We start from the raw sequence: 24009 nt of genomic DNA on the forward strand, positions 1-24009 counted from the left end.
CGCGAGACTTACCGATGCCTGACTCAGTGCCACAACGTGCAGACTACGCTCACTTCCAGCCCATCATCACGCGCTGGCACGACAACGATGTGTATGGCCATGTAAACAACGTGACTTACTACAGCTTCTTCGACACAGCGGTGAATACCTACCTGATCGAACAAGGTGGCCTGGATATTCATGACGGTGAAGTAGTGGGGTTTGTGGTGAGTTCGGCGTGTGATTATTTTGCGTCGATCGCCTTTCCGGAGCGCATCGAAATCGGTCTGCGGGTGGGCAAGTTGGGTAATAGCTCAGTGCAGTACGAATTGGCGGTGTTCAAGGCAGGCGAGGAAGAGGCCTGTGCGGCGGGGCGCTTTGTGCATGTGTTTGTAGATCGAGGGTCGAACCGGCCGGTGACGATTCCGGGTTCGCTGCGCGAGGCGTTGCAGCGGTTGTTGGTCTAGCCCAATCCCACTAACACCACGGAGCCAAATGTGTCAGCGGGCTTGCTCGCGAAAGCGGTGGGTCAGCTTAAAATGCGTTGGCTGACACTCCGCATTCGCGAGCAAGCCCGCTCCCACAGTGGATGCGGTGTTCTTTAGAGCTTACCGGTGACGGTAGTGATGCTTGTTCTTGCGATGCCCATAGGCATGCCCGCGTCCACGGTGATCGTCGCGGTCATACCGACGCTTATCACGGCTACGCGAACGACGGTCGTCGTCATCGCTCTTGTTACCCATGTAGTTACCCAGTGCACCACCCGCACCGCCGCCGGCGGCTGCGCCGATCAGGCTGCCGGTGTTGCCGCCCATGCTACGGCCAACCACGTTGCCGCCCGCTGCACCCAAGGCGCCACCGATGGCGGCTTCGCCACGGCTGCGTTTGTCGGCACCGACCGCACTGCCGCCCGCGCCGCCCAGGGCTGCGCCGATGGCCGAGCCCGTGTTGCCGCCAATCGACTGGCCGACAACCGAACCGAGTACCCCGCCCAATGCGCCGCCCACACCGGCTTCGGTGGTGCCACCGGCCATGGCTGCGCCACTGACCAGGCCAAGGGACAACAAGAGAATCGAGGAGAACTTCATAGAGAGACCTCAAGAGGATGACGGCGCGATCCTGAGGCTGTGTCGACATTGTGACAATAGAAATCCGACCAGTAACACGAGTTGTACACAATTCGCTAAGTTACTGTTTTAGCTGGGGAACTTAAGTCAAATTAGTGAGTCTTTTGCTACTTGGGAATGGCCGCTTTTATGCAAAAGCGGCCTTTTTTTGCCCGGAATTCATGGCATTTACGCCGAGCGGGCCATGATCAAGCCATTGTCACTTGCCGCTTCCAAGCGGATCGCCACGAACTTCGACGTCGGCGTATGGCTGCCATCCCCGGTGCTTTCCAGCGGCACCAGTGGATTAACTTCCGGGTAATAAGCCGCAGCCTGCCCCGCCGGAATATCAAACGCCAACAAGGTAAAGCCTTTCACGCGGCGCTCACGCCCGTCTTCCCACAGCGACACGATGTCGGCCTTCTGCCCAGGTTTGAAGCCCAGGCGGATGATGTCGGCTTCGTTGACGAACAGTACGTCACGCTGGCCCTTGACCCCGCGATAACGGTCGTCCAGGCCGTAAATAGTGGTGTTGTACTGATCGTGGGAGCGCATCGACTGCATGATCAGGTCCGGCACGCGGCCGGTGGCGTGGGTGCGTTCATGGATCAGGTCTTTGGGCAGGATGTTCGGGCGGAAGTTGGCGCGGCCCGACGGCGTGTTCCAGCGGCGCGCACCTGCGGAATTACCCAAGTAGAAACCGCCCGGATTTTTGATCTTCTCGTTGAAGTCCTTGAAGCCAGGAATGGTGTCGGCGATCAGGTCGCGGATACGCCCGTAGTCCGCCACAAGCCAATTCCAATCCACGGGTTTGCTACCCAAGGTGGCGGCCGCAATGCCCGCGAGGATTGCCGGCTCCGATTTCATCAGCTTCGACAGCGGCTGCAGTTGGCCGTTGGAACCGTGCACCATGCTGAACGAGTCCTCTACCGTTACCGCTTGCGGGCCATCGGCCTGGATATCAATGTCGGTACGGCCCAGGCACGGCAGGATCAGCGCGTCTTTGCCGTGCATCAGATGGCTGCGGTTGAGCTTGGTGCTGATCTGTACGGTCAGGTCGCAATTGCGCAAGGCTTCGAAGGTGCGTGGGCTGTCCGGCGTCGCTTGGGCGAAGTTGCCGCCCAGGCCGATAAACACCTTGGAGCGGCCTTCGAGCATGGCGTGAATCGCCTCGACCACGTTGTGGCCGTTGTCACGCGGCACCTGGAACTGGAAACGTCGCTCCAGGGAATCGAGAAACGCCACCGGTGGGCGTTCGTTGATGCCCATGGTGCGGTCGCCTTGCACGTTACTGTGCCCACGCACCGGGCACAGGCCGGCGCCAGGGCGGCCAATGTTGCCGCGCAGCAGCATCAGGTTGGCGATTTCCTGGATGGTCGGCACCGAGTGGCGGTGCTGGGTGATGCCCATCGCCCAGCACATGATCACGTTCTTGCCTTTGGCGTACATGCGCGCCGCTTGCTCAATCTCGACCAGGGTCAGGCCGGACTGCTCGACGATTTCTTCCCAAGAGGTGTCGTCGATCTTGCCCAGGTAATCCAGCACATTAGCGGTGTGTTCGTTGAGGAAGTTGTGGTCGAACACCGCTTCCTTGCCTTCGGCCTGGGCCTGGCGTTCCCACAGCAGCAGGAACTTGGCCATGCCGCGCAAAATTGCCATGTCACCACCCAGCGCCGGGCGGAAGTACGCGGTATTAGTCGGTTTGTCGCCGTTGGTGAGCATTTCCAGCGGGTGTTGCGGGTGTTGGAAGCGTTCCAGGCCGCGCTCTTTCAGCGGGTTGATGCACACCACCTGGGCGCCGCGTTTAACCGCTTCGCGCAGCGGTTCGAGCATGCGCGGGTGGTTGGTGCCGGGGTTCTGGCCCCAGACAAAAATCGCGTCGGCATGTTCGAAGTCATCAAAGGTCACGGTGCCTTTGCCCACGCCCACGCTCTGCGCCAGGGCCACGCCGCTGGCTTCGTGGCACATGTTCGAGCAATCCGGAAAGTTGTTGGTGCCGTAGGCGCGCACAAACAGCTGGTACAGGTACGCCGCTTCATTGCTGGCGCGGCCCGAGGTGTAAAACTCGGCCATGTCCGGGCTAGGGAGGGCGTTGAGGTGTTTGCCGACCAAGTCGAAGGCCGCTTCCCAACTGATGGGCAGGTAGCGATCGGTTTCGGCGTCGTAGCGCATCGGCTCGGTCAGGCGGCCCTGGTATTCCAGCCAATAGTCGCTCTGTTCAATCAAGGCGCTGACGCTGTGCTTGGCGAAGAACGCAGCATCCACGCGACGTTTGGTGGCTTCCCAGTTCACCGCCTTGGCGCCGTTTTCGCAGAACTTGACCATGCCGCTTTCCGGCGAGTCGCCCCAGGCGCAGCCCGGGCAGTCGAAACCGCCGTTCTGGTTGGTCTTGAGCATCATGCGCAGGTTTTTCAGCGCGTTGTCGCTGGTCAGCCACGCCTGGGCCACGCTGATCAGTGCGCCCCAGCCGCCAGCCGGGCCTTTATAGGGCTTGTAGCGTGGGGTTGGGGTTTGGTCGGCTTGGTGATGATTGCTCATGGCTGGTACTCCATCGCAGGGCTGTAGACCCGCGGCGCGCTTTTCTGCGGCAGGTGGATGAGATTGAGGTTGTGCCGGCGCGCCCATTGCAGGGCCAGGCCGGTGGGTGACGACAGGCTTACCAGGGTCTGGATGCCCGCGCGCAGGACTTTCTGTATCAATTCGAGGCTGCAACGGCTGGTGACAATCGCCAAGCCGCTGTCAGTCGGGATCTTTTGACGGATGAGTGCGCCAATCAACTTGTCCAGGGCGTTATGCCGGCCGATGTCTTCGCGGCCCAGCAGCAATTCTCCCTGGCCGTTCATAAATACCGCCGCATGCACCGCGCCACTGTATTGGCCCAAGGGCTGGAACGCGCTGATGCGCTGGCGCAGGCCGTCGAGCCATTCGGCAGGCGGCAAGGGTGCGCCGCGCAGCACTTGCAGGTCTGGCAAGGCTTGCTCCACCGCCTCCACGCCGCACAGGCCACAGCCGCTGGTGCCGGCCAACTGGCGGCGCTGCTGCTTGAGGTTCCAGAAGGCACGGCTGGAGATCTGCACCTGAGCGTATTGGGTCGAGCCCGAACCGCTGAGTTTAAGATCATATATGTCGCTAACGTCGGTGATAATGCCGCTTCCTAGGCTGAAGCCGACGATGAAGTCTTCCAGGTCGGTGGGCGTTACCAGCATGACCGCCTGGCTGATGTCGTTGTAGGCAATCGCCAACGCCACTTCTTCCGCCAATGCAGTACTGGCGACTTCTGTGTGTTCGAGGTTGCAAAACTGGTAGCTCTGGCTGGCGGCGGGCGCGGGCGTTTCAACAGCGGGCGCCGCGCAGACTGGACGCTTGGCGTTCATGGGGCAGTACCACCGACGGATTGATCAGTGCTCAGACTAGGCGCGACAAAGCGTCACGTCTAATTGCCAGTACTGATCTATCGATAGATGACGTCGATCAAGATTAGATTTGCGATTTCTGATACAGCGCGAAACACGCCTCCGCCAACGCTGAACGCGGCGCGCTGCGGCGCATGATGAACCCCAGGCGGGCCAGTGTATGAGCGTCTTCGATCGGCTGCAGGCGCAGATGTTCGGTGAGCGCATCCAACCCCCCATCCAGCGGCATCACCGCGCAGCAGAGGCCGCCGTGCACAGCTTGTAACAACTGATGGACGGCATCGGTCTGCAGCAAGGGTTGCGGGTTGAGCCCACGGCTGTGGAAGTTGTGGTCAATGGATTGGCGAAAGTGCATGCCACTGGTCAGCATGCCCAGCGGCAGCTCGATCAGCGCTTCCCAGCTCAACGGCGTGTCACCAAAACTAAAGAAGCGCTGGTCGTAAAGCAGGCCCATACGGGTTTCGCCCAACGCCAGCGAGTCGAAGCGTTCGTTGTCCAGGCGTTCGAGGTAAGACACGCCCAGGTCCAGCCGATTGCTCGCCAATTGTTCAAGGATCTGTTCGGAGCTGAGCGCCGACAGCTCGAAGCGCAGGCTCGGATGTTCTCTATGCAGTTGCTGCATCAACGCCAAGGGATCGAAGCTCGACAACGGCACTACGCCCAGGCGCAACGTACCCACCAGGTTACCGCGACAAGCTGCCGCTTCGGCCTGCAAACCGTCATATGCCGCCAGCACCGTGCGAGCCCAGGCCAGCACCCGTTCACCGGGGGCGGTAAAACCTTCGAAGCGCTGGCCACGGTTGACCAACGATAGATCAAGCTCTTCTTCAAGGTTGCGCAGGCGCATCGACAGAGTCGGTTGGGTGATGTGGCAGCGCGCCGCCGCCTGGCCGAAGTGACGGGTTTCGTCGAGGGCGATGAGGAATTTCAGCTGTTTGATGTCCATCTTCGCTCCAGGGCATATTCCAATGGCGGTGGGATTCTAGCGCGTTTGGGTCTTGGGCCGGGCTGGAACCCAAATCCACAGGACTGGTCTAGTCTTGGGCATCTGGAAATCAAAAACCAAGGAGAGCGCACTATGAGCATTTTTAGCTTTATCAAGGAAGCTGGCGAAAAGATTGTGGACCTGTTGACGCCGGGTAATGCAAACGCCAGTGAGCAGTTGAAGGACCACGTGTCCAAAGTGGGTCTGGGTAATCCGAACGTGCAGACCACGGTAGAGGGCGACAAGGTGACGGTGACCGGTGAAGTCGCCACCCAGGAAGAGAAAGAGAAGATTCTGCTGGCGCTGGGCAATATTGCCGGTGTGGCCAGTGTGGATGACCAGATCACTGTCACGGGGCCGGCTGTCGAGGCTGCCACTTTTGTCGTAGTGAAAAAGGGCGACACGCTGAGTGCTATTTCTCTCTCGGTGTACGGTAACGCCAATTTGTATAACAAGATTTTCGAGGCGAACAAGCCGCTGTTGTCCCATCCGGACAAGATCTATCCAGGCCAGACGCTGCGTATTCCCAAGTAATACGAAGGCCTGAATGTGGGAGCGGGCTTGCTCGCGAAAGCGGTGGATCAGTCACCCAATATATTGACTGACACACTGCCTTCGCGAGCAAGCCCGCTCCCACATTGGGTTAGAGTCCGGCAATGAGATCTCGGTAATCACCAACCGCTGCGAATTCAGCGGTGTCCTTGGGCCCTTTCTTACTGTCCGGCTCTTTCACCGCCAGCAAATGCCCCACGCCAAACGCCTGGGCGCTGCGCAGGATCGGCAACGTGTCATCGATAAACAGGCTGCGGGCGGGGTCGAAGTTGATGTCGGCTTGCAGGGCATCCCAGAATTGCGGGTTTTCCTTGGCGAAACCGTAGTCGTGGGAGCTGATCAACCGTTCGAAATACGGCGCCAGTTCAATGCGTTCCAGCTTCAATGACAGTGAATCACGATGCGCGTTGGTGATCAGGATCACACGCTTGCCGGCCATTTTGATTGCCGCCAGGAACGTGTCGGCATCCGGGCGCAGGGCGATCAAGTGGGCAGTCTCCAGCTTGAGTTCGCGCACCGGGATCTTCAGCTCCGCGCTCCAGAAATCCAGGCAATACCATTGCAACTGTCCGGCGTTATGCTCGAACAGGGGCTGCAACTCCATCTCGGCCATGGCACGGCTTACGCCGTGCAACTCGGCGTAACGCTGGGGCAGGTGCTCCATCCAGAAGTGGTTGTCGTAATGCAGGTCGAGCAGGGTACCGTCCATGTCCAGCAGGACGGTGTCGATGGCGTGCCAGGGCAAAGAGGGCATGGGGCGTTCTCATGTAAGTAAAGATATCCGACACAGACAATCGGAAAAGCCACGGTATAGTAACCCGATCACGCCAAGGAGCCGCTTATGCGCCAGAAACCCACCGTCCTCGCCCGCGAAATAGTCGCCAGTAGCCGTTTGTTCCGCGTGGAGGAAGTGCAATTGCGCTTTTCCAATGGCGTTGAACGAACCTACGAACGCCTTGTGGGCCGCGGTGCCGGCTACGGTGCGGTGATGATCGTGGCGATGATCGATGAGGATCATGCATTGCTGATTGAAGAGTATTGCGGTGGCACCGACGAGTATGAGCTGTCCTTGCCCAAGGGCCTGATCGAACCCGGTGAAGATGTGCTGGCGGCAGCCGATCGCGAACTCAAGGAGGAAGCCGGCTACGGCGCGCGGCAGTTGGAACACATTACCGAGTTGTCGTTGTCGCCCGGTTACATGAGTCAGAAAATCCAGGTGGTGCTGGCCACCGACCTCTACGAAGAACGCCTTGAAGGCGATGAACCTGAGCCGATGCGTGTGGACCGGGTGAACCTGCGCGAGCTGTCGATGCTTGCGCAAAACGAACAATTCAGCGAAGGCCGCGCCCTGGCCGCGCTGTACCTGGTACGAGACCTGTTGACCCAGCGTGGAGCGTTTACTGCATGAGCGAACTGTTTTTAGGCCACGCGTTTATTGCCCCTGTGATCGAACTGGCACGCCAGGCGGGTGAAGTGATAATGCCGTACTGGCGCGCTGATGTGGCGGTGACTTCCAAGGCCGACGATTCGCCGGTGACGGCGGCGGACCTGGCCGCGCACCATCTGATTCTGGCAGGCCTGACCGCGCTGGACCCGAGCATTCCGGTGCTGTCCGAGGAAGACGCCGACATCGACCAGAGCGTGCGTGCCGGCTGGCAGCGCTGGTGGTTGGTTGACCCGTTGGACGGTACCAAGGAGTTTATCGCCGGCACCGAAGAGTTCACCGTCAATATCGCCCTGATTGAACGAGGCCGCGTGGTGTTTGGCGTGGTGTCGATGCCCACCAACGGGCGTTGTTACTTCGGTGGCGCGGGCCTGGGCGCTTGGCGTTCGGACGTCAATGAAGCGCCCAAACAGATTCAGGTGCGCGCCGCGCCGGCGGCGGGTGAGTCATTTACTGTGGTCGCCAGCCGTCGCCATACAAGTCCTGAGCAGGAACGTTTGCTGGACGGTTTGAGCGAAAGCTTGGGTGAGCTGAAACTGGCGAATATCGGCAGTTCGTTGAAGTTTTGCCTGTTGGCCGAAGGCAGCGCCGATTGTTATCCGCGTTTGGCACCCACTTCCCAATGGGACACGGCAGCAGCCCAAGGCGTGCTGGAAGGTGCGGGAGGCGAGGTGCTGGAGTTGAGCGGCGCGCCGTTCAGTTATCCGGCGCGGGAATCATTATTGAATCCATTCTTCTTGGCCTTGCCGGCAAAAGCGGCGTGGCGTGAGCGGTTGCTGACCCTGGCCCGGTCATGAGGCTACAGTAGATCAAACTGTGGGAGCGGGCTTGCTCCCACATGTGGTTTTGCGTGATGGCGGCTAGCGGTGCAAGACGTACTGCCCGGTAAAGGCCACTGCCCGCTGCTCACTGCCCTCATTCACAACCCACGTCTCCAACGCCAACCGCGCACGACCATAACGCTTATACGTCGCCACAAAGCGTTTCCACACTTTCTCCTCCGGCGCCTGGCACACCACCGTCGCATCCCGCGTAACCGGCAGCGGATAACTGATCTGCCCCTCCTGAATCACGATATGTCCGTCTTCAATCCCTTCTTCGCGCAGCTGCAAGTGCAGCCAGCCCCAGCCCGCCAGGACTGCGCCGCAATACAGGCTGCCGCCGAACATCGTGCTCTTATGGTTGATATTGGCTTGCAAGGGCAGGTGCAGTTCCAACTGCCCGTGCTGCCAATCGAGCACTTTGAGGCCCATTTCCCGCGTGAGGGGGATGTCGTGGTGAAGGATGGATTCCAGGTAACGGCTGTCGCGGCTCATGGGGGCCTCTTGGCAGGTGGGGGCGTTCATTCGTCGTCGCCACTTTGGTTGGCGAAGTTCAGGCCGTGCTTGCGCAGTTTGTCGTGCAAGGTTTTGCGCGGTACGCCCAAGGCTTCGGCCAGGCTTCGCATGGAGCTGTGCGGGCGGGTCAGTTCGGCGGCAATCAGGCTTTTTTCGAACTGCTCGACTTGCTCGCTGAGGCCGCCGGGCGTGGAGGTCAGGGCACCGGCTGATGGATTGTCCGGTGTGTTATCCAGCGCCAGTTCCAGGCCAAGCGCGAAGCGTTCGGCAGCGTTTTGTAGCTCGCGCACGTTGCCCGGCCAGCTATGACGCAGCAGCAGCGCGCGCTGGCCCGGTTGCAGCTCGTGCAGCGGCAGGCCGTGGCGGCTGCTGGCTTCATCGGCAAAATGTTGGAACAGCATCAGCGCATCTTCACCGCGCTCACGCAGCGGTGGAATACGCAGCGGCGCGACGTTGAGGCGGTAATACAAGTCGGCACGGAAACGGCCCTGGTCGGCGGACTGGCGCAGGTCTTCCTTGGTCGCGGCGATGATGCGGATATCCAGCGGTATCAGCTGATTGCCGCCCAGGCGCTCGACTACACGCTCTTGCAACAGGCGCAAGAGTTTGACCTGTACATCCAGGCTCATGCTTTCGATTTCATCGAGGAATAAAGTACCGCCGTTGGCAAATTCGAATTTACCGATCCGGCGTTTCTGCGCGCCGGTAAACGCGCCGGGTTCATGGCCGAACAGTTCGCTTTCCACCACGGACTCGGCCAAAGCGCCTGCGTTGATTGCCACAAACGGACCGCTGCGGCGGCTCGACAGGTCATGCAGCGCGCGCGCCACCACTTCTTTGCCGGCGCCGGTTTCGCCGAGGATCAGCACATCGGCTCTGGTCGCCGCCAGTGCACCGATCTGTTCGCGCAGGCGCAGCATTTGTGGCGAGTGCCCCACCAGGCGTGTGCTTAATTGCTGGCGGTCGCTGAGGGCCAGGCGCAGACTGCGGTTGTCCAGCACCAGGCGGCGCAAGGCCAGGGCGCGGCGCACGCTGTCGAGCAGGGCATCGCTGGCGAAGGGTTTTTCGAGGAAGTCATACGCCCCGGCGCGCATGGCTTGCACCGCCAGCGGCACATCGCCGTGGCCGGTGATCAGCAGCACCGGCAGGTCCGGGTCCTGGCCGTGCAGTTCGGCGAGCAACTCCAGGCCGTCCATGCCGGGCATGCGGATGTCGCTGACCACCACGCCCGGCCAATCCCGCGACAGGCGCGCGGTAAGGCCGGTGGCTTCGCCCAGGGTCAGGACTTTCAGCCCGGCCAGGTCCAGGGTCTGGCACAGGGCCTGACGCAGGTGTGGATCGTCGTCGATCAACACCACCTGAATCTGGTTATCGATACTCATACACTGCGGTCCTCGGACGGTTGCAGACTGACGCCCGGCGAGCCGGCACGCAATTTCAAGGTTAACAGCGCGCCGCCTTCCTTGTGGTTGGCAAACAGCAGTTCACCGCCAAAGGCGCGCATCAGGGTTTCACAGATCGCCAGCCCCAACCCCAGGCCCTGGGTGCGGGTCTTGGTGGTGTAGAACGGCTCGCTGGCGCGGCCCAGGGCCTCCATGCAAAAGCCTGGGCCGTTGTCGCGAATGTAAAGGTTGACGCCCTGTTCGGTGGTTTCGGCACTCAGCCAGAGTTTGCGCGGCGGGCCTTTTTCGGTGAGGGCGTCGAGGGCATTGGCCAGCAGGTTGCCGAGCACCTGGCGTAATCGGGTTTCACCGGCCTGTACCCACAATGTTGCCTCCGGCAAATCGCGGATCAGCTCCACCTCCATTGACCGACGCCGCTTGGCCAGCAAGGCCAGCGCATCGTCCAATGCCGGTTGCAGGGCCACGCTTTCGGGCGCATGCCGGTCGCGACGGGCAAAGGCGCGCAAGTGGGCGATGATCGAGGCCATGCGCCCGGTCAGTTCGCTGATCAGCTTGAGGTTGCCGCGCGCGTCGCTGGTGCGCTCGTGGTCGAGCAAGATTTCGGCATTTTCCGCATAGCTGCGAATCGCTGCCAGAGGCTGGTTGAGTTCGTGGCTGATGCTCGCCGACATGGTGCCCAGCGCCGACAGTTTGCCGGCCTGCACCAGGTCGTCCTGGGCACGCACCAGCTCCTGCTGAGCGTGCTCGCGCTCCAGCACTTCCTGTTTCAGGCGCCGGTTGAGGCCTTCAAGGTCACTGGTCCGTTCGACCACCCGCGCTTCCAGCTCGCGCCGGGCCTTGGCTTCAAAGGCGATGCGTTCCAGGTAATGGCGGCGACGTTGCATCATCAAGCCCAGTAACAGCATCAACACCAACAGCGTGGCGCCGCCCACGGCAACGACTGTGCGTACCGGGCGGTTGATCAACGAACGTGGCGCGAGGATTTCCACGTTCCAGCCGGTCTCGGCGAGGGCTGTGGATTGGCGAAGCCAGGCGGTGCTGCTCAGGCTCAGAGGCTGTGGATCGCGTGTGGGGTAGGGCTGGATGGCGATGATGGCCTGGCGCTCTTCAGCCGTCAGCGGTCGGGTGGCGCGGAATCGCCACTGTGGTCGCGACGTGAGAATCACCACGCCGTTATGGTCGGTGACCAGCAGTTGTTCCGGGGTGTTGCCCCACAGGCTTTCGGTGTGGTCCAGGTCGACCTTGACCACCAGCACACCGGTGATTTTATCGCCATCGCGCACGGCGGCGGCGAAGAAGTAGCCGCGCTTGGCCGACGTGGTGCCCAACCCGAAAAAACGCCCCAGGCGCCCGGCCATGGCTTCGCTGAAGTAGGGGCGGAACGAGAAATTGCGCCCGACAAAGCTGTCTTGCTTATCCCAATTGGAGGCGGCGAGGGTCTTGCCGGTGGCGTCCATCAGGTACATCACCTCCACCCCGGCCTGGGCGGCGACGTCCTTGAGCAGCAGGTTGGCGTTGACCAGGTTGGTGCTGACCTGGGGTGCGCCAAGTGCGGTGCGCAAGGCCGGCAGGTCGCCAAGAATTTGTGGCAGTACTTCGTAGCGGTGCAGGGTGCCCAGCAGGTTGGCCACGTACAGGTCAAGGGTTTGGCGATTCTGGCCGGCCAACTCACTGCGGTAATAACGCTCGGCCAGGCGCTCCAGCGGCCACAGCAGCGGTGCCAGGCACAACGCCAACAGGGCGAGGCTGCGCCAGCGAGGTCTACGCGGGAGGGGTGGAGTCATGGGGTTCGTGCGCCTGTGGGTACAGGCGCATTATGCCTAGTGCTGCTCTGCAAGACACTCGCGCAATGCGTCTTGCCACGGCGGTTGGCTGACGTGCCATTGCTGCTGCAGGCGACTGCAATCGAGACGCGAGTTCAATGGGCGCCTGGCTGGCGTCGGGTAGGCGCTGGCAGGGATCGGCTCCAGTTCAGCGCAGGCGTTGCCTTGCTTGCGCAGATGCTCGCCAATCGCCTCGGCAAACCCGAACCACGACGTTTCGCCTCTGGCAGTCAAGTGATAGACACCCCATTCACCCGGCTCGCCCGCCTGCCAGCGCTCGATCAACCTACGCGTGCTGTGGGCGATGCTGCCGGCCCAGGTTGGCGCGCCGATTTGGTCGGCGACGATGCGCATCTGCGGCTTTTCCTGTAACAGGCGCTGCATGGTCAGCAGGAAGTTCTTGCCGTGGCTGGAGTAGACCCAGCTGGTGCGCAGGATCAAGTATTTGCCGCCAACGGCCGTAATCGCCTGCTCGCCCGCCAGTTTGCTCTGGCCATAGACCCCCAGCGGGTTCGGCGTGTCGGCTTCGGTGTAGGGGGCGGGTTTGCTGCCGTCGAACACGTAGTCGGTGGAGTAGTGGATCAACGGGATGCCCAGGGTTTTGGCTTCCTGCGCGAGAACGCCGGGGGCGATGGCGTTGATCGCAAACGCCACGTCTGGCTCGCTTTCAGCTTGATCGACAGCCGTGTGGGCGGCGGCGTTGATGATCAGGTCAGGGCGATGGGCGCGGACCTGCTGGCGGATCTGGTCTGGGTTGGCCAGGTCGAGGTGGTCGCGGCCGAGAACGATGAGATCGCCGAGGTCCTGGAGCCGAAGTTGCAGTTCGCGGGAGACTTGGCCGTGTTGGCCGGTGATCAGGATTTTCATGGGAATAGATCGGCATCTTTCAGGCTTTTGCCATTTTGATCCTTGGCGGACAGCTGCGGCGCCTCGGTCAGCTCCCAGTTGATGGCCAGCGTTGGATCATTCCACAGCATGCTGCGTTCAGCGCTGGGCTGGTAGTAGTCCGTGGTCTTGTACAGAAACTCGGCATGATCGCTCAACACCACAAAACCATGCGCGAAACCCTCCGGCACCCACAGTTGGCGATGGTTCTGCGCCGACAACCGCACGCTCACCCACTGGCCAAAGTTCGGCGAGCTGCGGCGGATATCCACTGCTACGTCCAACACTTCACCGGCCGTGACGCGCACCAGTTTTCCCTGGGTACGTTCGAGTTGGTAATGCAGACCACGCAACACACCTTTTTGCGAGCGCGAGTGGTTGTCCTGCACAAAATTGCGCTTGAGCCCGGTCGCCTCTTCAAACGCCCGTGCGTTGAAGCTCTCGTAGAAATAGCCGCGTTCATCACCGAACACTTTGGGTTCGATGATCAGTACGCCGGGCAGTGAGGTTGCAATGATGTTCACTGGTTGCCTCCAGCCAGCGAGTAGAGGTATTGGCCGTAACCGGTCTTGCCAAAGCATTTGGCGCGCTCGAGCAGGTGGTCGCGATCGATCCAACCGTTGCCATAGGCTATTTCTTCAAGGCATGCCACTTTGAGTCCCTGGCGGCGCTCAATGGTCTGCACGTATTGTGAGGCGTCCAGCAGGCTGTCGTGGGTGCCGGTGTCGAGCCAGGCGAAGCCACGGCCGAAGCGTTCAACGTGCAGGTCACCCCGCTGTAAGTAGGCGTTGTTGACGTCGGTGATTTCCAATTCGCCACGGGCGGAAGGCTTCACCGCTTTGGCGATATTGATCACATCGTTGTCGTAAAAATACAGACCGGTGACGGCGTAGCTGGATTTGGGCACTGCCGGTTTTTCTTCGATGGACAGGGCGCGGCCTTCGCTGTCAAAGTCGATCACTCCGAAGCGTTCCGGGTCTTTGACCCAGTAGCCAAACACCGTGGCGCCTTTGCCGCGTTTTACCGCTGCGTGCAACTGTGCACTGAAGCTTTGGCCGTGGAAAATGTTATCGCCGAGAATCAGACACACCGGATCGCTGCCAATGAACTGCTCGCCAATCAGAAAGGCCTGCGCCAGGCCGTCCGGCGAGGGCTGCTCGGCGTAGCTGAATGTCACCCCGAATTGGCTACCGTCACCCATAAGGTTGCGGTATTGCGGTAGGTCCGCTGGGGTGGAAATCACTAGAATCTCCTTGATGCCCGCCAGCATCAGCACCGAAATCGGGTAGTAGATCATCGGTTTGTCATACACCGGCAACAATTGCTTGGACACGCCCAAAGTGATGGGGTGAAGACGTGTGCCGGAGCCGCCGGCCAATATAATTCCTTTCATGTGATCAGATCCCTCATGTCGGTGTTGCCCAATCGTTGGCCCTGGTAACTACCGTCCTGGACCCTGCGGCACCATTCCAGGTTATCCAGGTACCACTGCACGGTTTTGCGTAGACCAGTCTCAAATGTTTCCTCGGGTAACCAGCCCAGCTCACGTTCGATCTTGCTGGCGTCGATGGCATAGCGTAGGTCATGGCCAGGCCGGTCTTTTACGAAGGTGATCAGGTCGGTGTATTGCTGCACCCCAGCTGCGTGCTGCGGTGCCAGCTCTTCCAATAAGGCGCAGATGTTGCGCACCACGTCGATGTTCTTTTGTTCGTTGTGGCCGCCAATATTGTAGGTCTCGCCCACCACGCCCTCAGTTACCACTTTGAGCAATGCCCGGGCGTGGTCTTCGACAAACAGCCAGTCGCGCACCTGCAAACCATCACCATAGACCGGCAACGGCTTACCTGCGAGCGCGTTGAGGATCACCAGCGGGATGAGTTTTTCGGGGAAATGGAATGGCCCGTAATTGTTTGAACAGTTGGTTAGCAGCACCGGCAAGCCGTACGTACGCTGCCAGGCGCGGACCAGATGGTCGGACGCCGCTTTGCTCGCAGAGTACGGCGAACTGGGCGCATAGGGCGTGGTCTCGGTGAACAGGTCGTTTACACCATGCAGGTCGCCGTACACTTCGTCGGTCGAAATATGATGGAATCGGAACGCGCTTCTTGCCGGACCGCTGAGCGTCTGCCAGTAACCACGAGCGGCTTCCAGCAGGCTGTAGGTGCCGACGATATTGGTCTGGATAAAGTCCGACGGACCATCAATTGACCGGTCAACATGGGATTCGGCTGCCAGGTGCATGATCGCCTGGGGCTCGAAGCGTGCCAGCACAGCGCTGACTGTCGCCTGGACGTTGATATCGGCCTGGACGAATTCATAGCGGCTGTTTGACGCAATATGGGTCAACGATTCTAGGTTGCCAGCGTAGGTGAGCTTGTCCAGGTTGAGCACTTCGTGCTCGGTGTGCTGAATCAAGTGACGTACCAAAGCAGAACCGATGAAACCGGCGCCACCGGTAATGAGAATGCGCATGTCGGGGCCCCTTTTCCTTAGACGGACGATTAGCGAGCATAGCCTGAGTCGTGACGCTGGGCAGGTCTGTATGCTTCGGGGGTTGCCTAACCCCCTGAACAATGGCGATATACACCCCTAAAAAACCGAGGCTTCCCTCCATGTTGCTCGCCACCCTGATCCATCGCGCCAGTCTACCCTGCCCGCAAGTTGGCCCCGATCAGGCGGCTCGGCTGCTCGAGGAGCATTACGGCCTGACGGGCTCCCTGTACTCGTTGGGGAGCCAGCAGGACCTCAACTACAGAGTCGACAGCCCGCGCGGCCGGTTTGTTCTGAAAATCTGCCGCGGTGACTACGCTGCCGTTGAGCTGCAGGCCCAGCACGCGGCGCTCAATGCTCTACAGGCCCAAGCCGATGTGCACGTGCCCAAGGTCATCAAAGCCGTGAGCGGTGAAGAATTGCTGACCCTGACCCTCGACAGCCAAACCCTGCACGTGCGGGTGCTGGGCTATATCGATGGCCAGCCGTTGACCCATCAGCCTCACTTGGGCCGTGAGGTCATTGCACGTTTCGGTGATCTGTGTGGGCGGATGAGCCAAGTGCTGGCCTCGTTCGAACACCCGGGCCTGGAACGTACCCTGCAATGGGACCCGCGCCATGCCCCGGAGCTGATCGCTCATCTGCTGGCAACCCTGGAAAACCTGCCCCACCGCGAAGCACTGGAGCATGTGGTCGGGCAGGTCGAAGACCACCTCCGTCCCCTGGCTGATCATCTACCGTGGCAAGCGGTGCACATGGATATCACCGATGACAACGTCGTGTGGCAGCGTGATGCGCAACGTCACTGGCAACTTCAGGGCGTTATCGATTTCGGCGATCTGGTGCACACCTGGCGCATCGCCGATCTGTCAGTGACCTGCGCCGCGTTGCTGCACCATTCCGAGGGCGATCCCTTTGCCATCTTGCCTGCGATCCAGGCCTGTCATGCGGTGACACCGTTGCAACACGAAGAATTGCAGGCGCTGTGGCCGCTGATCGTTGCGCGGGCGGCGGTGCTGGTGTTGAGCAGCGAGCAGCAGCAACGCCTGGATCCAGATAACAGCTACCTGCTGAAAAACGCCGAACATGAGTGGGAAATTTTCCACGTGGCGACGTCAGTGCCGTTTGAGTTGATGGAGGCGGCGATCCTGGATTGTGTCGGGCAGGCGTTGGCGCCGATTGCCGGCCAAGGCTTCGCGCCCTTGCTACCGGGCCTGGTAGGACGTGAGTTTGCGTTGATCGACCTGGGCGTGCTCAGCCCGCATTTCGAGGCAGGCAACTGGGAACAGGCGGGAATTGACCAGCGCTTGTTGCAGGATGCAGCCGCAGTGCACGGCTTGGCCGCCAGTCGATACGGGCAGTACCGCTTGTCGCGCACGCAGCCCGACAGCGCTTATGAACCTGAGACGTTCGCGTTGCACGTCGAGCTGCACGTGCCCAAGGGCACCTCTATCGAGGCGCCGTTTGCGGGCATCGTCCGCCCTGGCGTGAATGGCGAACTGCGTGTGCACTGCAGCGAAGCCAATGTGCGGTTGTGGGGTGCCAACGCGCTGTTGCAGCCTGGCACCGCCGTACTCAAGGGCCAGGTGATCGGTGAGGTCGAAGGCCCGCTGACCGTGCAACTGTGCCGTGTTGGCTTTCCGGCGCCGCTGTTCTGCACGCCGTCCCGGGCGCAGGCGTGGCAGGCGCTGTGCCCCTCGCCGGCGGCACTGCTGGGGCTGGCGTGCGACGCAGAGCCCGAGTTGGACCCTGAGGCCCTGCTCGCTCGCCGCGACGCCAGTTTCGCCCGTTCGCAAAAGCACTATTACGTAGACCCACCGCGCATCGAACGCGGCTGGCGCAACCACCTCATCGACATGCAGGGCCGTTCGTACCTCGACATGCTCAACAACGTGGCAGTGCTGGGCCATGGCCACCCGCGCATGGCGGCAGTGGCGGCGCGCCAGTGGTCGCTGCTCAATACCAACTCACGTTTTCACTACGCGGCGATTGCCGAGTTCTCCGAGCGCTTGCTGGCGCTGGCGCCGCAAGGCATGGACCGCGTGTTCCTGGTCAACAGCGGCACCGAGGCCAATGACCTGGCGATCCGCCTGGCCTGGGCCTACAGCGGCGGCCGCGACATGCTCAGCGTGCTCGAGGCTTACCACGGCTGGTCGGTGGCGGCAGATGCGGTGTCCACCTCGATTGCCGACAACCCCCAGGCGCTGAGCAGTCGCCCGGACTGGGTGCACCCGGTGACCGCACCCAATACTTATCGAGGTGAGTTCCGCGGGCAGGACAGTGCGCCTGATTACGTACGAAGCGTGGAACACAACCTGGCGAAAATCGCCGCGAGCAAACGCCAACTGGCAGGGTTCATCTGCGAGCCGGTGTACGGTAACGCCGGCGGCATCTCCCTGCCGCCGGGCTATTTGCAGCAGGTGTATGCACTTGTCCGCGCCAGGGGCGGCGTGTGCATCGCCGATGAAGTGCAAGTGGGTTACGGCCGTATGGGGCATTTTTTCTGGGGCTTTGAAGAGCAGGGCGTGGTGCCCGATATCATCACCATGGCCAAGGGAATGGGGAACGGCCAGCCGTTGGGGGCGGTGATCACCCGTCGCGAAATCGCCGAGGCGCTGGAGGCTGAGGGGTACTTCTTCTCATCGTCCGGGGGGAGCCCGGTGAGTTGCCGGATCGGCATGGCCGTATTGGATGTGATGGAGGAAGAAAAGCTGTGGGAAAACGCCCAGGTGGTCGGTGGGCATTTCAAGGCGCGGCTGGAAGAATTGATCGATCGTCATCCATTAGTGGGCGCTGTCCATGGCTCCGGTTTTTATCTCGGCCTGGAATTGGTGCGCGACCGGCGCACCCTGGATCCGGCCACTGAGGAGACCGCCTTGCTATGCGACCGCCTGCGGGAGCTGGGGATCTTCATGCAGCCCACGGGTGATTATTTGAACATTCTCAAGATCAAGCCGCCGATGGTCACGTCCAAACGCAGCGTGGATTTCTTTGTCGACATGCTGTCGAAGGTGCTGGAGGAACACGCGCAATAATCGATTTTTATCGGCTATTTTCTGTCATGTTCATCTACTATGATCTTATGTTGCTTTTAAAGCCGATTTATATCCGTTATAAAGTCGGCCTTTACCCCCATTCGGAGTCCTGATCGCCATGACCACCCTGCACAGCACCCCCCGCGCCGATGGCTTCCACATGCCTGCCGAATGGGCGCCACAGACTCAAACCTGGATGATCTGGCCAGAGCGCCCGGACAACTGGCGCCTGGGCGCTAAGCCAGCGCAGGCCGCTCACGTGGCGGTGGCCAAGGCCATCGCACGGTTTGAGCCGGTGACCGTAGCGGTTTCCGCCGGCCAGTACGAAAATGCCCGCGCGCGCCTGGATGTGCCGAATATCCGGGTGGTGGAGATGTCCAGCGATGACGCCTGGGTGCGCGACACCGGGCCGACCTTCGTGATCAACAACAGCGGCGAAGTGCGCGGTGTGAACTGGGACTTCAACGCCTGGGGCGGTTTTGATGGCGGCCTGTATTCGCCGTGGAACCGCGATTCGCAGGTCGGCGGCAAGATCCTCGAGATCGAACGGGCCCCGCGCTATCGCACCGAAGGCTTTGTGCTGGAGGGCGGTTCGATCCATGTTGACGGCGAAGGCACCCTGATCACTACCGAAGAATGCCTGCTCAACCGCAATCGCAACCCGCACTTGGGCCGTGCCGAGATTGAAGCGGTGCTGAGTGCCAACCTGGCTGTGGATAAAATTATCTGGTTACCAGACGGCCTGTTCAACGACGAGACCGACGGCCATGTGGATAACTTCTGCTGCTACGTGCGCCCTGGCGAAGTGCTGCTGGCCTGGACCGATGACCCGCAAGACCCGAACTACGCACGCTGCCATGCCGCCATGGACGTGCTGCAAAGCAGCACCGATGCCCAGGGTCGCTCGTTCACAGTGCATAAAATGCCGATCCCAGGACCGCTTTACGCGACGGAGGAAGAATGCGCCGGTGTCGATCCGGTTGACGGGACCCAGGAGCGTAATCCGACCGTGCGGTTGGCCGGTTCCTACGTCAACTTTTTGATCGTCAATGGCGGCATCATTGCGCCGAGCTTCGATGACCCGCTGGACAGCGTGGCCAAGACAATCCTGCAGGACCTGTTCGCGCAGCACGAAGTGGTGATGGTGCCGGGCCGCGAACTGTTACTGGGTGGCGGTAATATCCATTGCCTGACCCAACAACAGCCAGCCCCGCACAAAAACTGAGTGCACTTGTAACAGTGTCATGGCGCTAGCCGGGTGCTCCCCGGTTTCAGCGCCAACAGCAAGCCCGCAGCCCTGCAAGGTTGCGGGCTTTTTTGTGTCGGCATACCTATAAACACGAGACATTGGCATAGCTCTTGTATCGCTGTTGTCACAGTGGCCCAGGGCGATGACTGCGCAGTTCTGTCATAAACCTTGAGTAAGTTAGCCGCTCACGCAGTAGGAGAGAGCGCAGAAATGAACGCCGATATTAACCCGATGTACACGCGCACGTTTCACCCCTTGCGGGTCAATGGTGACGCGATCCATGCGCTGGCGCTCTGGTTGAAGGAAAACGGTTCGCGACAGATCAGGCAACAGCCTGACTTGCACAGTGTGATGCGTGAACGCTACCCGGCGGGGTTGTTCAGTGAGGACGAAGTGCATGCGTTTTGTGACGTGTTGAGTAGCTAAAGCACCACCGAAATCAACTGTGGGAGCAGGCAAGCCAGCTCCCTCACTGACCGCGTTTTCCTCAAAAGCTATAGGTGCCGGTCACGATGAGACTGCGCGGCTCCCCTGGCTGGATCTGCGCCACACTGGTCGCCGACGCGTAGTAGGTTTTATCCGCGATGTTGTTCAGCGCCGCCCTTACATCCCACGCCTTCTGACGGAACCCCGCCAACGCATCCCAGCGGCCATAACCCGGTAACACCACGGTGTTGAGGCTGTCGGCATAACGGTCGCCGACCAGCGTCAGGCCGGTTTCCGCGTACCAGCCCATCTCCGGTTTCCAGGTAATGAACAGGCTGCCATTACGCTTGGCCACATCGCTGACGCGCTTGCCTTCAAAGCCGTTGTTGTCCTTCTCGACCGTGGCATTCTGCAAGCCCACACCACCGCGTACATACCAGTTTCCGACGATTTTTCCGGTGGCGGTCAGCTCCACGCCGCGTGAGCGCTGCAAGCCGCTGAGCAGGGTGATGGTGCGGTCCAGCGGGTCGCTGGTGCGGCGGTTGTAGAGTTCCAGTTCGTACACGGCGAGGGTGGTGCTCAGGCGGTCGTCGAGCCAGTCGCTCTTGACCCCGATTTCCTTCTGCTTGGTCAGCTCAGGGCTCAGGTCGTTGACGCTGCCGGCGGCGTTCGGGGTGATGCCGATCAAGCCGCCGCCCGCTGGGGAGAACGTCTTGCTCCATGAGGCATAGAACGAGTGATGTTCAAGCGGCGTCCACACCAGGCCAAAACGCGGGCTGGTGCTGTGGCTTTTGACGGCCTGCTGGGTGTTGAGCAGCTTGCTCTTGGTGTCTACCTCGAAGCGGTCGTAACGCAGGCCGGCCAGGATTTGCCACTGGTCATTCAGGCGCAGTTGATCCTGTACATAGATGGCGCGACTGTCGACTTCGGTGTGGTTGTTGCTTTGCAGGCTCATCCGCCCGGTGTGGCTGAGGTTGCGATTGGGCTGGTTGAGATCCAGGGGCGGCACGACGCGGCCGCCTTGTGCGACGGCAGTGGCGGTATACAGCTTCGGGTCGCGGCGCTGGCTGCCCAGTTCAAGGCCGGTGAGCAAGCGGTGCTCCAGGCCGAAGGTGCTGAAGCCGCCTTCCAGCTCGACGTTGTTGAAGATGTTGAGAGTGGTCAGGTCCTGCTGCCAGCGCTGGCGCGTGACACGGTTGGTCGACGGGGTATAGGCGGTGACGTAGGTATTGTCGAAATCGCTGTCGAGCTTGAACACACCCAGGGTCTGGCGCAGTTGCCAGTTGGCGTTGAGCTCATAGGCCAGCTTGGAGCGCAGCGACTGGGTTTTGTCGTCGATGTAGTCCCGGCTGTCGCCGTAGGTGGTGCTTCGGCTCACGTCAGCCGGGCGCCCGTTCGCTCCAGGAATGCCACGGTCGGGCGTGCGGTTGTAGCGACTGTATTCGTATTGCACCAGCCAGTTCAGGTCTGGCGTCAGTTGCCAGCTCAAGGACGGCGCGAAGAGCTGGCGGTTGCCGCTCACACCGTCGCGAAAGCTGTTGTTGTCCTGGTTACCCATGTTCAGGCGCAGGCTGATGTTATCGGTGGGGTCGGTGCTGAGGTCGGCGTACAGGCTGCGCAAATCATTGCTGGCGCCTTGGGCCTCAATGCTCGACGTGTGTCCGGCAATAGGCAGCTTGCTCACACGGTTGACGATTCCTCCCTGACCGCCTCGCCCGTAAAGTACTGCCGCAGGCCCCTTGAGCACTTCGATGCGCTCGATGTTATGCAGGTCGCGAATGTATTGGCTGTCGTCACGAATGCCATCAAGGTAGAAGTCATTGCTCGCGTCGAAACCGCGGATGCGCAAACTGTCGAAACGTGTGTCGGCGCCGCTGCTGACGTTCGGGATGCCGCTTAACGCCTGGCCAAGGTCATTGGTGCCGTAGGCGCGCAGGCTTTCGGTCTTCACTGAATCGATGGCCTGGGGCACATAGCGCACGGGTGTGGCGGTGCGGGTGGCCGTGCTGGTTTCCTTGACCCGCGGGTCGTCTTCGTCAGCTTCGGCACTGATCGAGGTTTCAGGCAAGGTGGTGGCCGCACAGGCAAAACCGGCAGACAGCAGAACGCAAAGCCCAAGGGTGATGGGCGTCAGGCGAAGGGCAGGCATGAAGGCATGTATCCGAATTGTGTGGGAGGAAAACTGCGCGTTAATGGTAATGCTTTGCATTTGCGCGCGTTATCTATTACCAAACGTATCGACTTCGAAATATGTTACGAGATGTGTTTCAAAGGCATTTGAAGGGGATTTTTTGTCGTTTTCAGAACAGCAATAGGCCCTTGTTTAGAATTATTTCGCCTAAATACAGACGATTCACGAAATTGACACATAGTTCAACGCGCGACTAGGATTGCGCCCAACGCCTTGGCTAATAGCCATGACTCATCCAATAAAAAAGGCTCGCGGCCTGTTAAGTCGTCCGCGGGCCTTCTTTTTTCCGGAAGCAGTCGACACCAGAAAAGCGACACGGGGCCTGGTGTCATAGCGCGTACTCAACCAGAAACAAGGAATACAAAAAAATGTTGAAGCAACGGATGAGTCTGATCGCTCTGGGGATTTTGAGCGCATCGACAGCAATGGCCAACGACCAGGACCAATCCAAGGGTTTTGTTGAAGACAGCCACCTGAATATCGCCGCCCGTAACGCCTACATCAGCCGTGACTACAAAAACGGCAAGCAAGACAAAGCCGAATGGGGCCAAGGCTTCATCGGCAAGTTCGAGTCCGGTTTCACCCAAGGTACCGTGGGTGTGGGTGTGGACGTGATCGGCCAGTACGCGATCCGTCTGGACGGTGGTCAAGGTCGCGCTGGCGCGGGCGGCATCGACTTCTTCAAACAGGGCAATGGCACTACCAACCCTGATGGCTCGAACAACCCTGGCTCGGCACCCCATGACCTGGCCAAGGGCGGCGCTGCCGTGAAGTTCCGCGTTTCCAACACGGTGCTCAAGTACGGTGATCAGTTCCCGGCTGTGCCTGTGCTGCAGTACGACAACTCCCGTCTGTTGTCGGAAACCTACACCGGTACTTCGATTGTTTCCAAAGAGATCGCCGGTCTGCAACTGGACGCGGGTCACTTCACCAAAGAAGCGCGCAAGAGCATGGAAGGCACCGACAGCGGTCGCCTGAAAAGCATCGACTATATCGGTGGTAGCTACAAATTCACCGAAAGCCTGTCGGCCGCGCTGTATGCCTCCCACATGCAGGACGTGCTGAAGAAGCAATACGTCAACGTCAACTACGTGCTGGCCCTGCCAGAGAAGCAGTCGCTGACGTTTGACTTCAACGGCTACAAAACCAAGCTGGACCGCAGCTTCGCCCTGGAAAACCAGAAAGATGCTGACGCCCGTGACAACAAAATCTGGAGCCTGGGCGCCACGTGGGCTGTTGGCCCGCACAGCTTCACCGTCGCTCACCAGCGCAGCACCGGCGACACCGGCTACCTGTATGGCGGCTACCGCAACGCTGGCGGCATCGGCGACGGTGGCAACACCATCCTGCTGGCCAACTCCTACTGGTCTGACTTCAACGGCAAGGACGAGCGTTCGTGGCAACTTGGCTACGGCATCGATTTCGCCACCTTCGGCGTACCGGGCCTGACCTACAACGTGGCCTACGTGCGCGGTACCAACATCGACGACGGCACCAACCGTGGCGATGGCACCGAGCGCGAAATCTGGAACCAGTTCAAGTACGTGGTCCAGAGCGGCCCAGCCAAAGACCTGAGCCTGCGTGCTCGCGCCTCGTGGCTGCGCGTTTCCAACAACGCTGACCAGTACAACGTAGGCGGTAACGAAATCCGTCTGTTCGCCGACTACCCGATCAACGTTTTCTAATTGATC

The 24009-nt window shown here is 60.5% G+C and carries 21 protein-coding genes; 8 read left to right on the forward strand and 13 right to left on the reverse strand.

Features of this window, described 5'->3' with window-relative positions; genetic code table 11:
• Positions 1-14 precede the first annotated feature (14 nt).
• The gene (locus AACY52_RS09080) at positions 15-446 is read left to right on the forward strand and encodes a thioesterase family protein (RefSeq protein WP_339427353.1); all 432 of its coding nucleotides are present in this window, start codon (positions 15-17) and stop codon (positions 444-446) included.
• Between the two features lie 141 nt (positions 447-587).
• Here the strand turns inward: AACY52_RS09080 and AACY52_RS09085 are convergent, their stop codons facing one another.
• The 4 genes from AACY52_RS09085 to AACY52_RS09100 form a co-directional block, all read right to left on the reverse strand.
• Positions 588-1067, reverse strand: a complete 480-nt coding sequence (locus AACY52_RS09085; protein WP_339419938.1) for a YMGG-like glycine zipper-containing protein — start codon at positions 1065-1067, stop codon at positions 588-590.
• A gap of 207 nt (positions 1068-1274) precedes the next feature.
• Positions 1275-3623 carry an FdhF/YdeP family oxidoreductase gene (locus AACY52_RS09090; protein ID WP_339419940.1) on the reverse strand — a complete coding sequence of 783 codons (2349 nt, stop codon included), beginning with the start codon at positions 3621-3623 and terminating at the stop codon, positions 1275-1277.
• Positions 3620-4459, reverse strand: a complete 840-nt coding sequence (gene fdhD / locus AACY52_RS09095) for a formate dehydrogenase accessory sulfurtransferase FdhD (RefSeq protein ID WP_339506944.1) — start codon at positions 4457-4459, stop codon at positions 3620-3622. Before fdhD ends, AACY52_RS09090 begins: the two co-directional genes overlap by 4 nt.
• Before the next feature lie 103 nt (positions 4460-4562).
• Positions 4563-5444: a LysR family transcriptional regulator gene (locus tag AACY52_RS09100; protein ID WP_339419944.1), complete on the reverse strand. Its 882-nt coding sequence runs from the start codon at positions 5442-5444 to the stop codon at positions 4563-4565.
• 132 nt (positions 5445-5576) lie between these two features.
• Here AACY52_RS09100 and lysM point away from each other — a divergent pair, with 132 nt between their 5' ends.
• Complete coding sequence (gene lysM, locus AACY52_RS09105) at positions 5577-6017, forward strand: peptidoglycan-binding protein LysM (RefSeq protein ID WP_339419946.1); 441 nt, start codon at positions 5577-5579, stop codon at positions 6015-6017.
• A gap of 109 nt (positions 6018-6126) precedes the next feature.
• On the opposite strand, the gene yrfG is transcribed toward lysM, so the two are convergent.
• On the reverse strand, positions 6127-6789 hold the full coding sequence (gene yrfG, locus AACY52_RS09110; RefSeq protein WP_339427349.1) for a GMP/IMP nucleotidase: 663 nt from the start codon (positions 6787-6789) through the stop codon (positions 6127-6129).
• Positions 6790-6876: 87 nt separating this feature from the next.
• On the opposite strand from yrfG, the gene nudE reads away from it, so the two are divergent.
• Together nudE and cysQ are read left to right on the forward strand one after the other, a co-directional pair.
• Entirely contained in the window at positions 6877-7443 is a 567-nt protein-coding gene (gene nudE / locus AACY52_RS09115) for an ADP compounds hydrolase NudE (protein WP_065875823.1), read from the forward strand.
• Complete coding sequence (gene cysQ, locus AACY52_RS09120) at positions 7440-8276, forward strand: 3'(2'),5'-bisphosphate nucleotidase CysQ (RefSeq protein WP_339419951.1); 837 nt, start codon at positions 7440-7442, stop codon at positions 8274-8276. Before nudE ends, cysQ begins: the two co-directional genes overlap by 4 nt.
• A gap of 63 nt (positions 8277-8339) precedes the next feature.
• Here the strand turns inward: cysQ and AACY52_RS09125 are convergent, their stop codons facing one another.
• Genes AACY52_RS09125 through rfbB form a run of 7 tightly spaced genes read right to left on the reverse strand, consistent with a single transcriptional unit; the run spans position 8340 to position 15399 of the window.
• On the reverse strand, positions 8340-8795 hold the full coding sequence (locus AACY52_RS09125; protein ID WP_339438755.1) for a YiiD C-terminal domain-containing protein: 456 nt from the start codon (positions 8793-8795) through the stop codon (positions 8340-8342).
• Positions 8796-8821: 26 nt separating this feature from the next.
• Complete coding sequence (locus tag AACY52_RS09130) at positions 8822-10198, reverse strand: sigma-54 dependent transcriptional regulator (RefSeq protein ID WP_339419955.1); 1377 nt, start codon at positions 10196-10198, stop codon at positions 8822-8824.
• On the reverse strand, positions 10195-12003 hold the full coding sequence (locus AACY52_RS09135; protein ID WP_339419957.1) for an ATP-binding protein: 1809 nt from the start codon (positions 12001-12003) through the stop codon (positions 10195-10197). Before AACY52_RS09135 ends, AACY52_RS09130 begins: the two co-directional genes overlap by 4 nt.
• Before the next feature lie 36 nt (positions 12004-12039).
• The gene (gene rfbD, locus AACY52_RS09140) at positions 12040-12909 is read right to left on the reverse strand and encodes a dTDP-4-dehydrorhamnose reductase (RefSeq protein ID WP_339419959.1); all 870 of its coding nucleotides are present in this window, start codon (positions 12907-12909) and stop codon (positions 12040-12042) included.
• Positions 12906-13451, reverse strand: a complete 546-nt coding sequence (gene rfbC / locus AACY52_RS09145) for a dTDP-4-dehydrorhamnose 3,5-epimerase (protein ID WP_339560431.1) — start codon at positions 13449-13451, stop codon at positions 12906-12908. The genes rfbD and rfbC overlap by 4 nt, the downstream gene beginning before the upstream one ends.
• On the reverse strand, positions 13448-14320 hold the full coding sequence (rfbA, locus tag AACY52_RS09150) for a glucose-1-phosphate thymidylyltransferase RfbA (RefSeq protein WP_339560432.1): 873 nt from the start codon (positions 14318-14320) through the stop codon (positions 13448-13450). The genes rfbC and rfbA overlap by 4 nt, the downstream gene beginning before the upstream one ends.
• The gene (gene rfbB / locus AACY52_RS09155) at positions 14317-15399 is read right to left on the reverse strand and encodes a dTDP-glucose 4,6-dehydratase (RefSeq protein ID WP_339560433.1); all 1083 of its coding nucleotides are present in this window, start codon (positions 15397-15399) and stop codon (positions 14317-14319) included. The genes rfbA and rfbB overlap by 4 nt, the downstream gene beginning before the upstream one ends.
• Positions 15400-15539: 140 nt before the next feature.
• On the opposite strand from rfbB, the gene AACY52_RS09160 reads away from it, so the two are divergent.
• The 3 genes from AACY52_RS09160 (at position 15540) to AACY52_RS09170 (ending at position 20127) form a co-directional block, all read left to right on the forward strand.
• Positions 15540-18452 carry an aminotransferase gene (locus AACY52_RS09160; protein ID WP_339435727.1) on the forward strand — a complete coding sequence of 971 codons (2913 nt, stop codon included), beginning with the start codon at positions 15540-15542 and terminating at the stop codon, positions 18450-18452.
• Positions 18453-18570: 118 nt separating this feature from the next.
• Positions 18571-19677, forward strand: a complete 1107-nt coding sequence (gene aguA, locus AACY52_RS09165) for an agmatine deiminase (protein ID WP_339427345.1) — start codon at positions 18571-18573, stop codon at positions 19675-19677.
• 234 nt (positions 19678-19911) lie between these two features.
• On the forward strand, positions 19912-20127 hold the full coding sequence (locus AACY52_RS09170; protein WP_339427344.1) for a hypothetical protein: 216 nt from the start codon (positions 19912-19914) through the stop codon (positions 20125-20127).
• Between the two features lie 61 nt (positions 20128-20188).
• Here the strand turns inward: AACY52_RS09170 and AACY52_RS09175 are convergent, their stop codons facing one another.
• The gene (locus AACY52_RS09175) at positions 20189-22276 is read right to left on the reverse strand and encodes a TonB-dependent siderophore receptor (protein WP_339427343.1); all 2088 of its coding nucleotides are present in this window, start codon (positions 22274-22276) and stop codon (positions 20189-20191) included.
• 410 nt (positions 22277-22686) lie between these two features.
• Between AACY52_RS09175 and AACY52_RS09180 the strand changes: the two genes are divergently transcribed.
• Positions 22687-24003, forward strand: a complete 1317-nt coding sequence (locus tag AACY52_RS09180; RefSeq protein WP_339456718.1) for an OprD family porin — start codon at positions 22687-22689, stop codon at positions 24001-24003.
• The last annotated feature ends 6 nt before the right edge of the window (positions 24004-24009 follow it).

The organism is Pseudomonas sp. EA_65y_Pfl1_P113 (genome assembly GCF_963970525.1).
Lineage (GTDB): Bacteria > Pseudomonadota > Gammaproteobacteria > Pseudomonadales > Pseudomonadaceae > Aquipseudomonas > Aquipseudomonas tritici.

What these genes read in the sequence shown, in the direction of transcription:
- AACY52_RS09085 (WP_339419938.1), bottom strand. Translation starts at nt 1,067, where the DNA reads ATGAAGTTCTCCTCGATTCTCTTGTTGTCCCTTGGCCTGGTCAGTGGC.
- rfbA (WP_339560432.1), bottom strand. Translation starts at nt 14,320, where the DNA reads ATGAAAGGAATTATATTGGCCGGCGGCTCCGGCACACGTCTTCACCCC.
- AACY52_RS09090 (WP_339419940.1), bottom strand. Translation starts at nt 3,623, where the DNA reads ATGAGCAATCATCACCAAGCCGACCAAACCCCAACCCCACGCTACAAG.
- aguA (WP_339427345.1), top strand. Translation starts at nt 18,571, where the DNA reads ATGACCACCCTGCACAGCACCCCCCGCGCCGATGGCTTCCACATGCCT.
- AACY52_RS09100 (WP_339419944.1), bottom strand. Translation starts at nt 5,444, where the DNA reads ATGGACATCAAACAGCTGAAATTCCTCATCGCCCTCGACGAAACCCGT.
- AACY52_RS09170 (WP_339427344.1), top strand. Translation starts at nt 19,912, where the DNA reads ATGAACGCCGATATTAACCCGATGTACACGCGCACGTTTCACCCCTTG.
- AACY52_RS09080 (WP_339427353.1), top strand. Translation starts at nt 15, where the DNA reads ATGCCTGACTCAGTGCCACAACGTGCAGACTACGCTCACTTCCAGCCC.
- fdhD (WP_339506944.1), bottom strand. Translation starts at nt 4,459, where the DNA reads ATGAACGCCAAGCGTCCAGTCTGCGCGGCGCCCGCTGTTGAAACGCCC.
- AACY52_RS09160 (WP_339435727.1), top strand. Translation starts at nt 15,540, where the DNA reads ATGTTGCTCGCCACCCTGATCCATCGCGCCAGTCTACCCTGCCCGCAA.
- lysM (WP_339419946.1), top strand. Translation starts at nt 5,577, where the DNA reads ATGAGCATTTTTAGCTTTATCAAGGAAGCTGGCGAAAAGATTGTGGAC.
- rfbD (WP_339419959.1), bottom strand. Translation starts at nt 12,909, where the DNA reads ATGAAAATCCTGATCACCGGCCAACACGGCCAAGTCTCCCGCGAACTG.
- AACY52_RS09135 (WP_339419957.1), bottom strand. Translation starts at nt 12,003, where the DNA reads ATGACTCCACCCCTCCCGCGTAGACCTCGCTGGCGCAGCCTCGCCCTG.
- nudE (WP_065875823.1), top strand. Translation starts at nt 6,877, where the DNA reads ATGCGCCAGAAACCCACCGTCCTCGCCCGCGAAATAGTCGCCAGTAGC.
- AACY52_RS09180 (WP_339456718.1), top strand. Translation starts at nt 22,687, where the DNA reads ATGTTGAAGCAACGGATGAGTCTGATCGCTCTGGGGATTTTGAGCGCA.
- yrfG (WP_339427349.1), bottom strand. Translation starts at nt 6,789, where the DNA reads ATGCCCTCTTTGCCCTGGCACGCCATCGACACCGTCCTGCTGGACATG.
- AACY52_RS09130 (WP_339419955.1), bottom strand. Translation starts at nt 10,198, where the DNA reads ATGAGTATCGATAACCAGATTCAGGTGGTGTTGATCGACGACGATCCA.
- cysQ (WP_339419951.1), top strand. Translation starts at nt 7,440, where the DNA reads ATGAGCGAACTGTTTTTAGGCCACGCGTTTATTGCCCCTGTGATCGAA.
- rfbB (WP_339560433.1), bottom strand. Translation starts at nt 15,399, where the DNA reads ATGCGCATTCTCATTACCGGTGGCGCCGGTTTCATCGGTTCTGCTTTG.
- AACY52_RS09175 (WP_339427343.1), bottom strand. Translation starts at nt 22,276, where the DNA reads ATGCCTGCCCTTCGCCTGACGCCCATCACCCTTGGGCTTTGCGTTCTG.
- AACY52_RS09125 (WP_339438755.1), bottom strand. Translation starts at nt 8,795, where the DNA reads ATGAGCCGCGACAGCCGTTACCTGGAATCCATCCTTCACCACGACATC.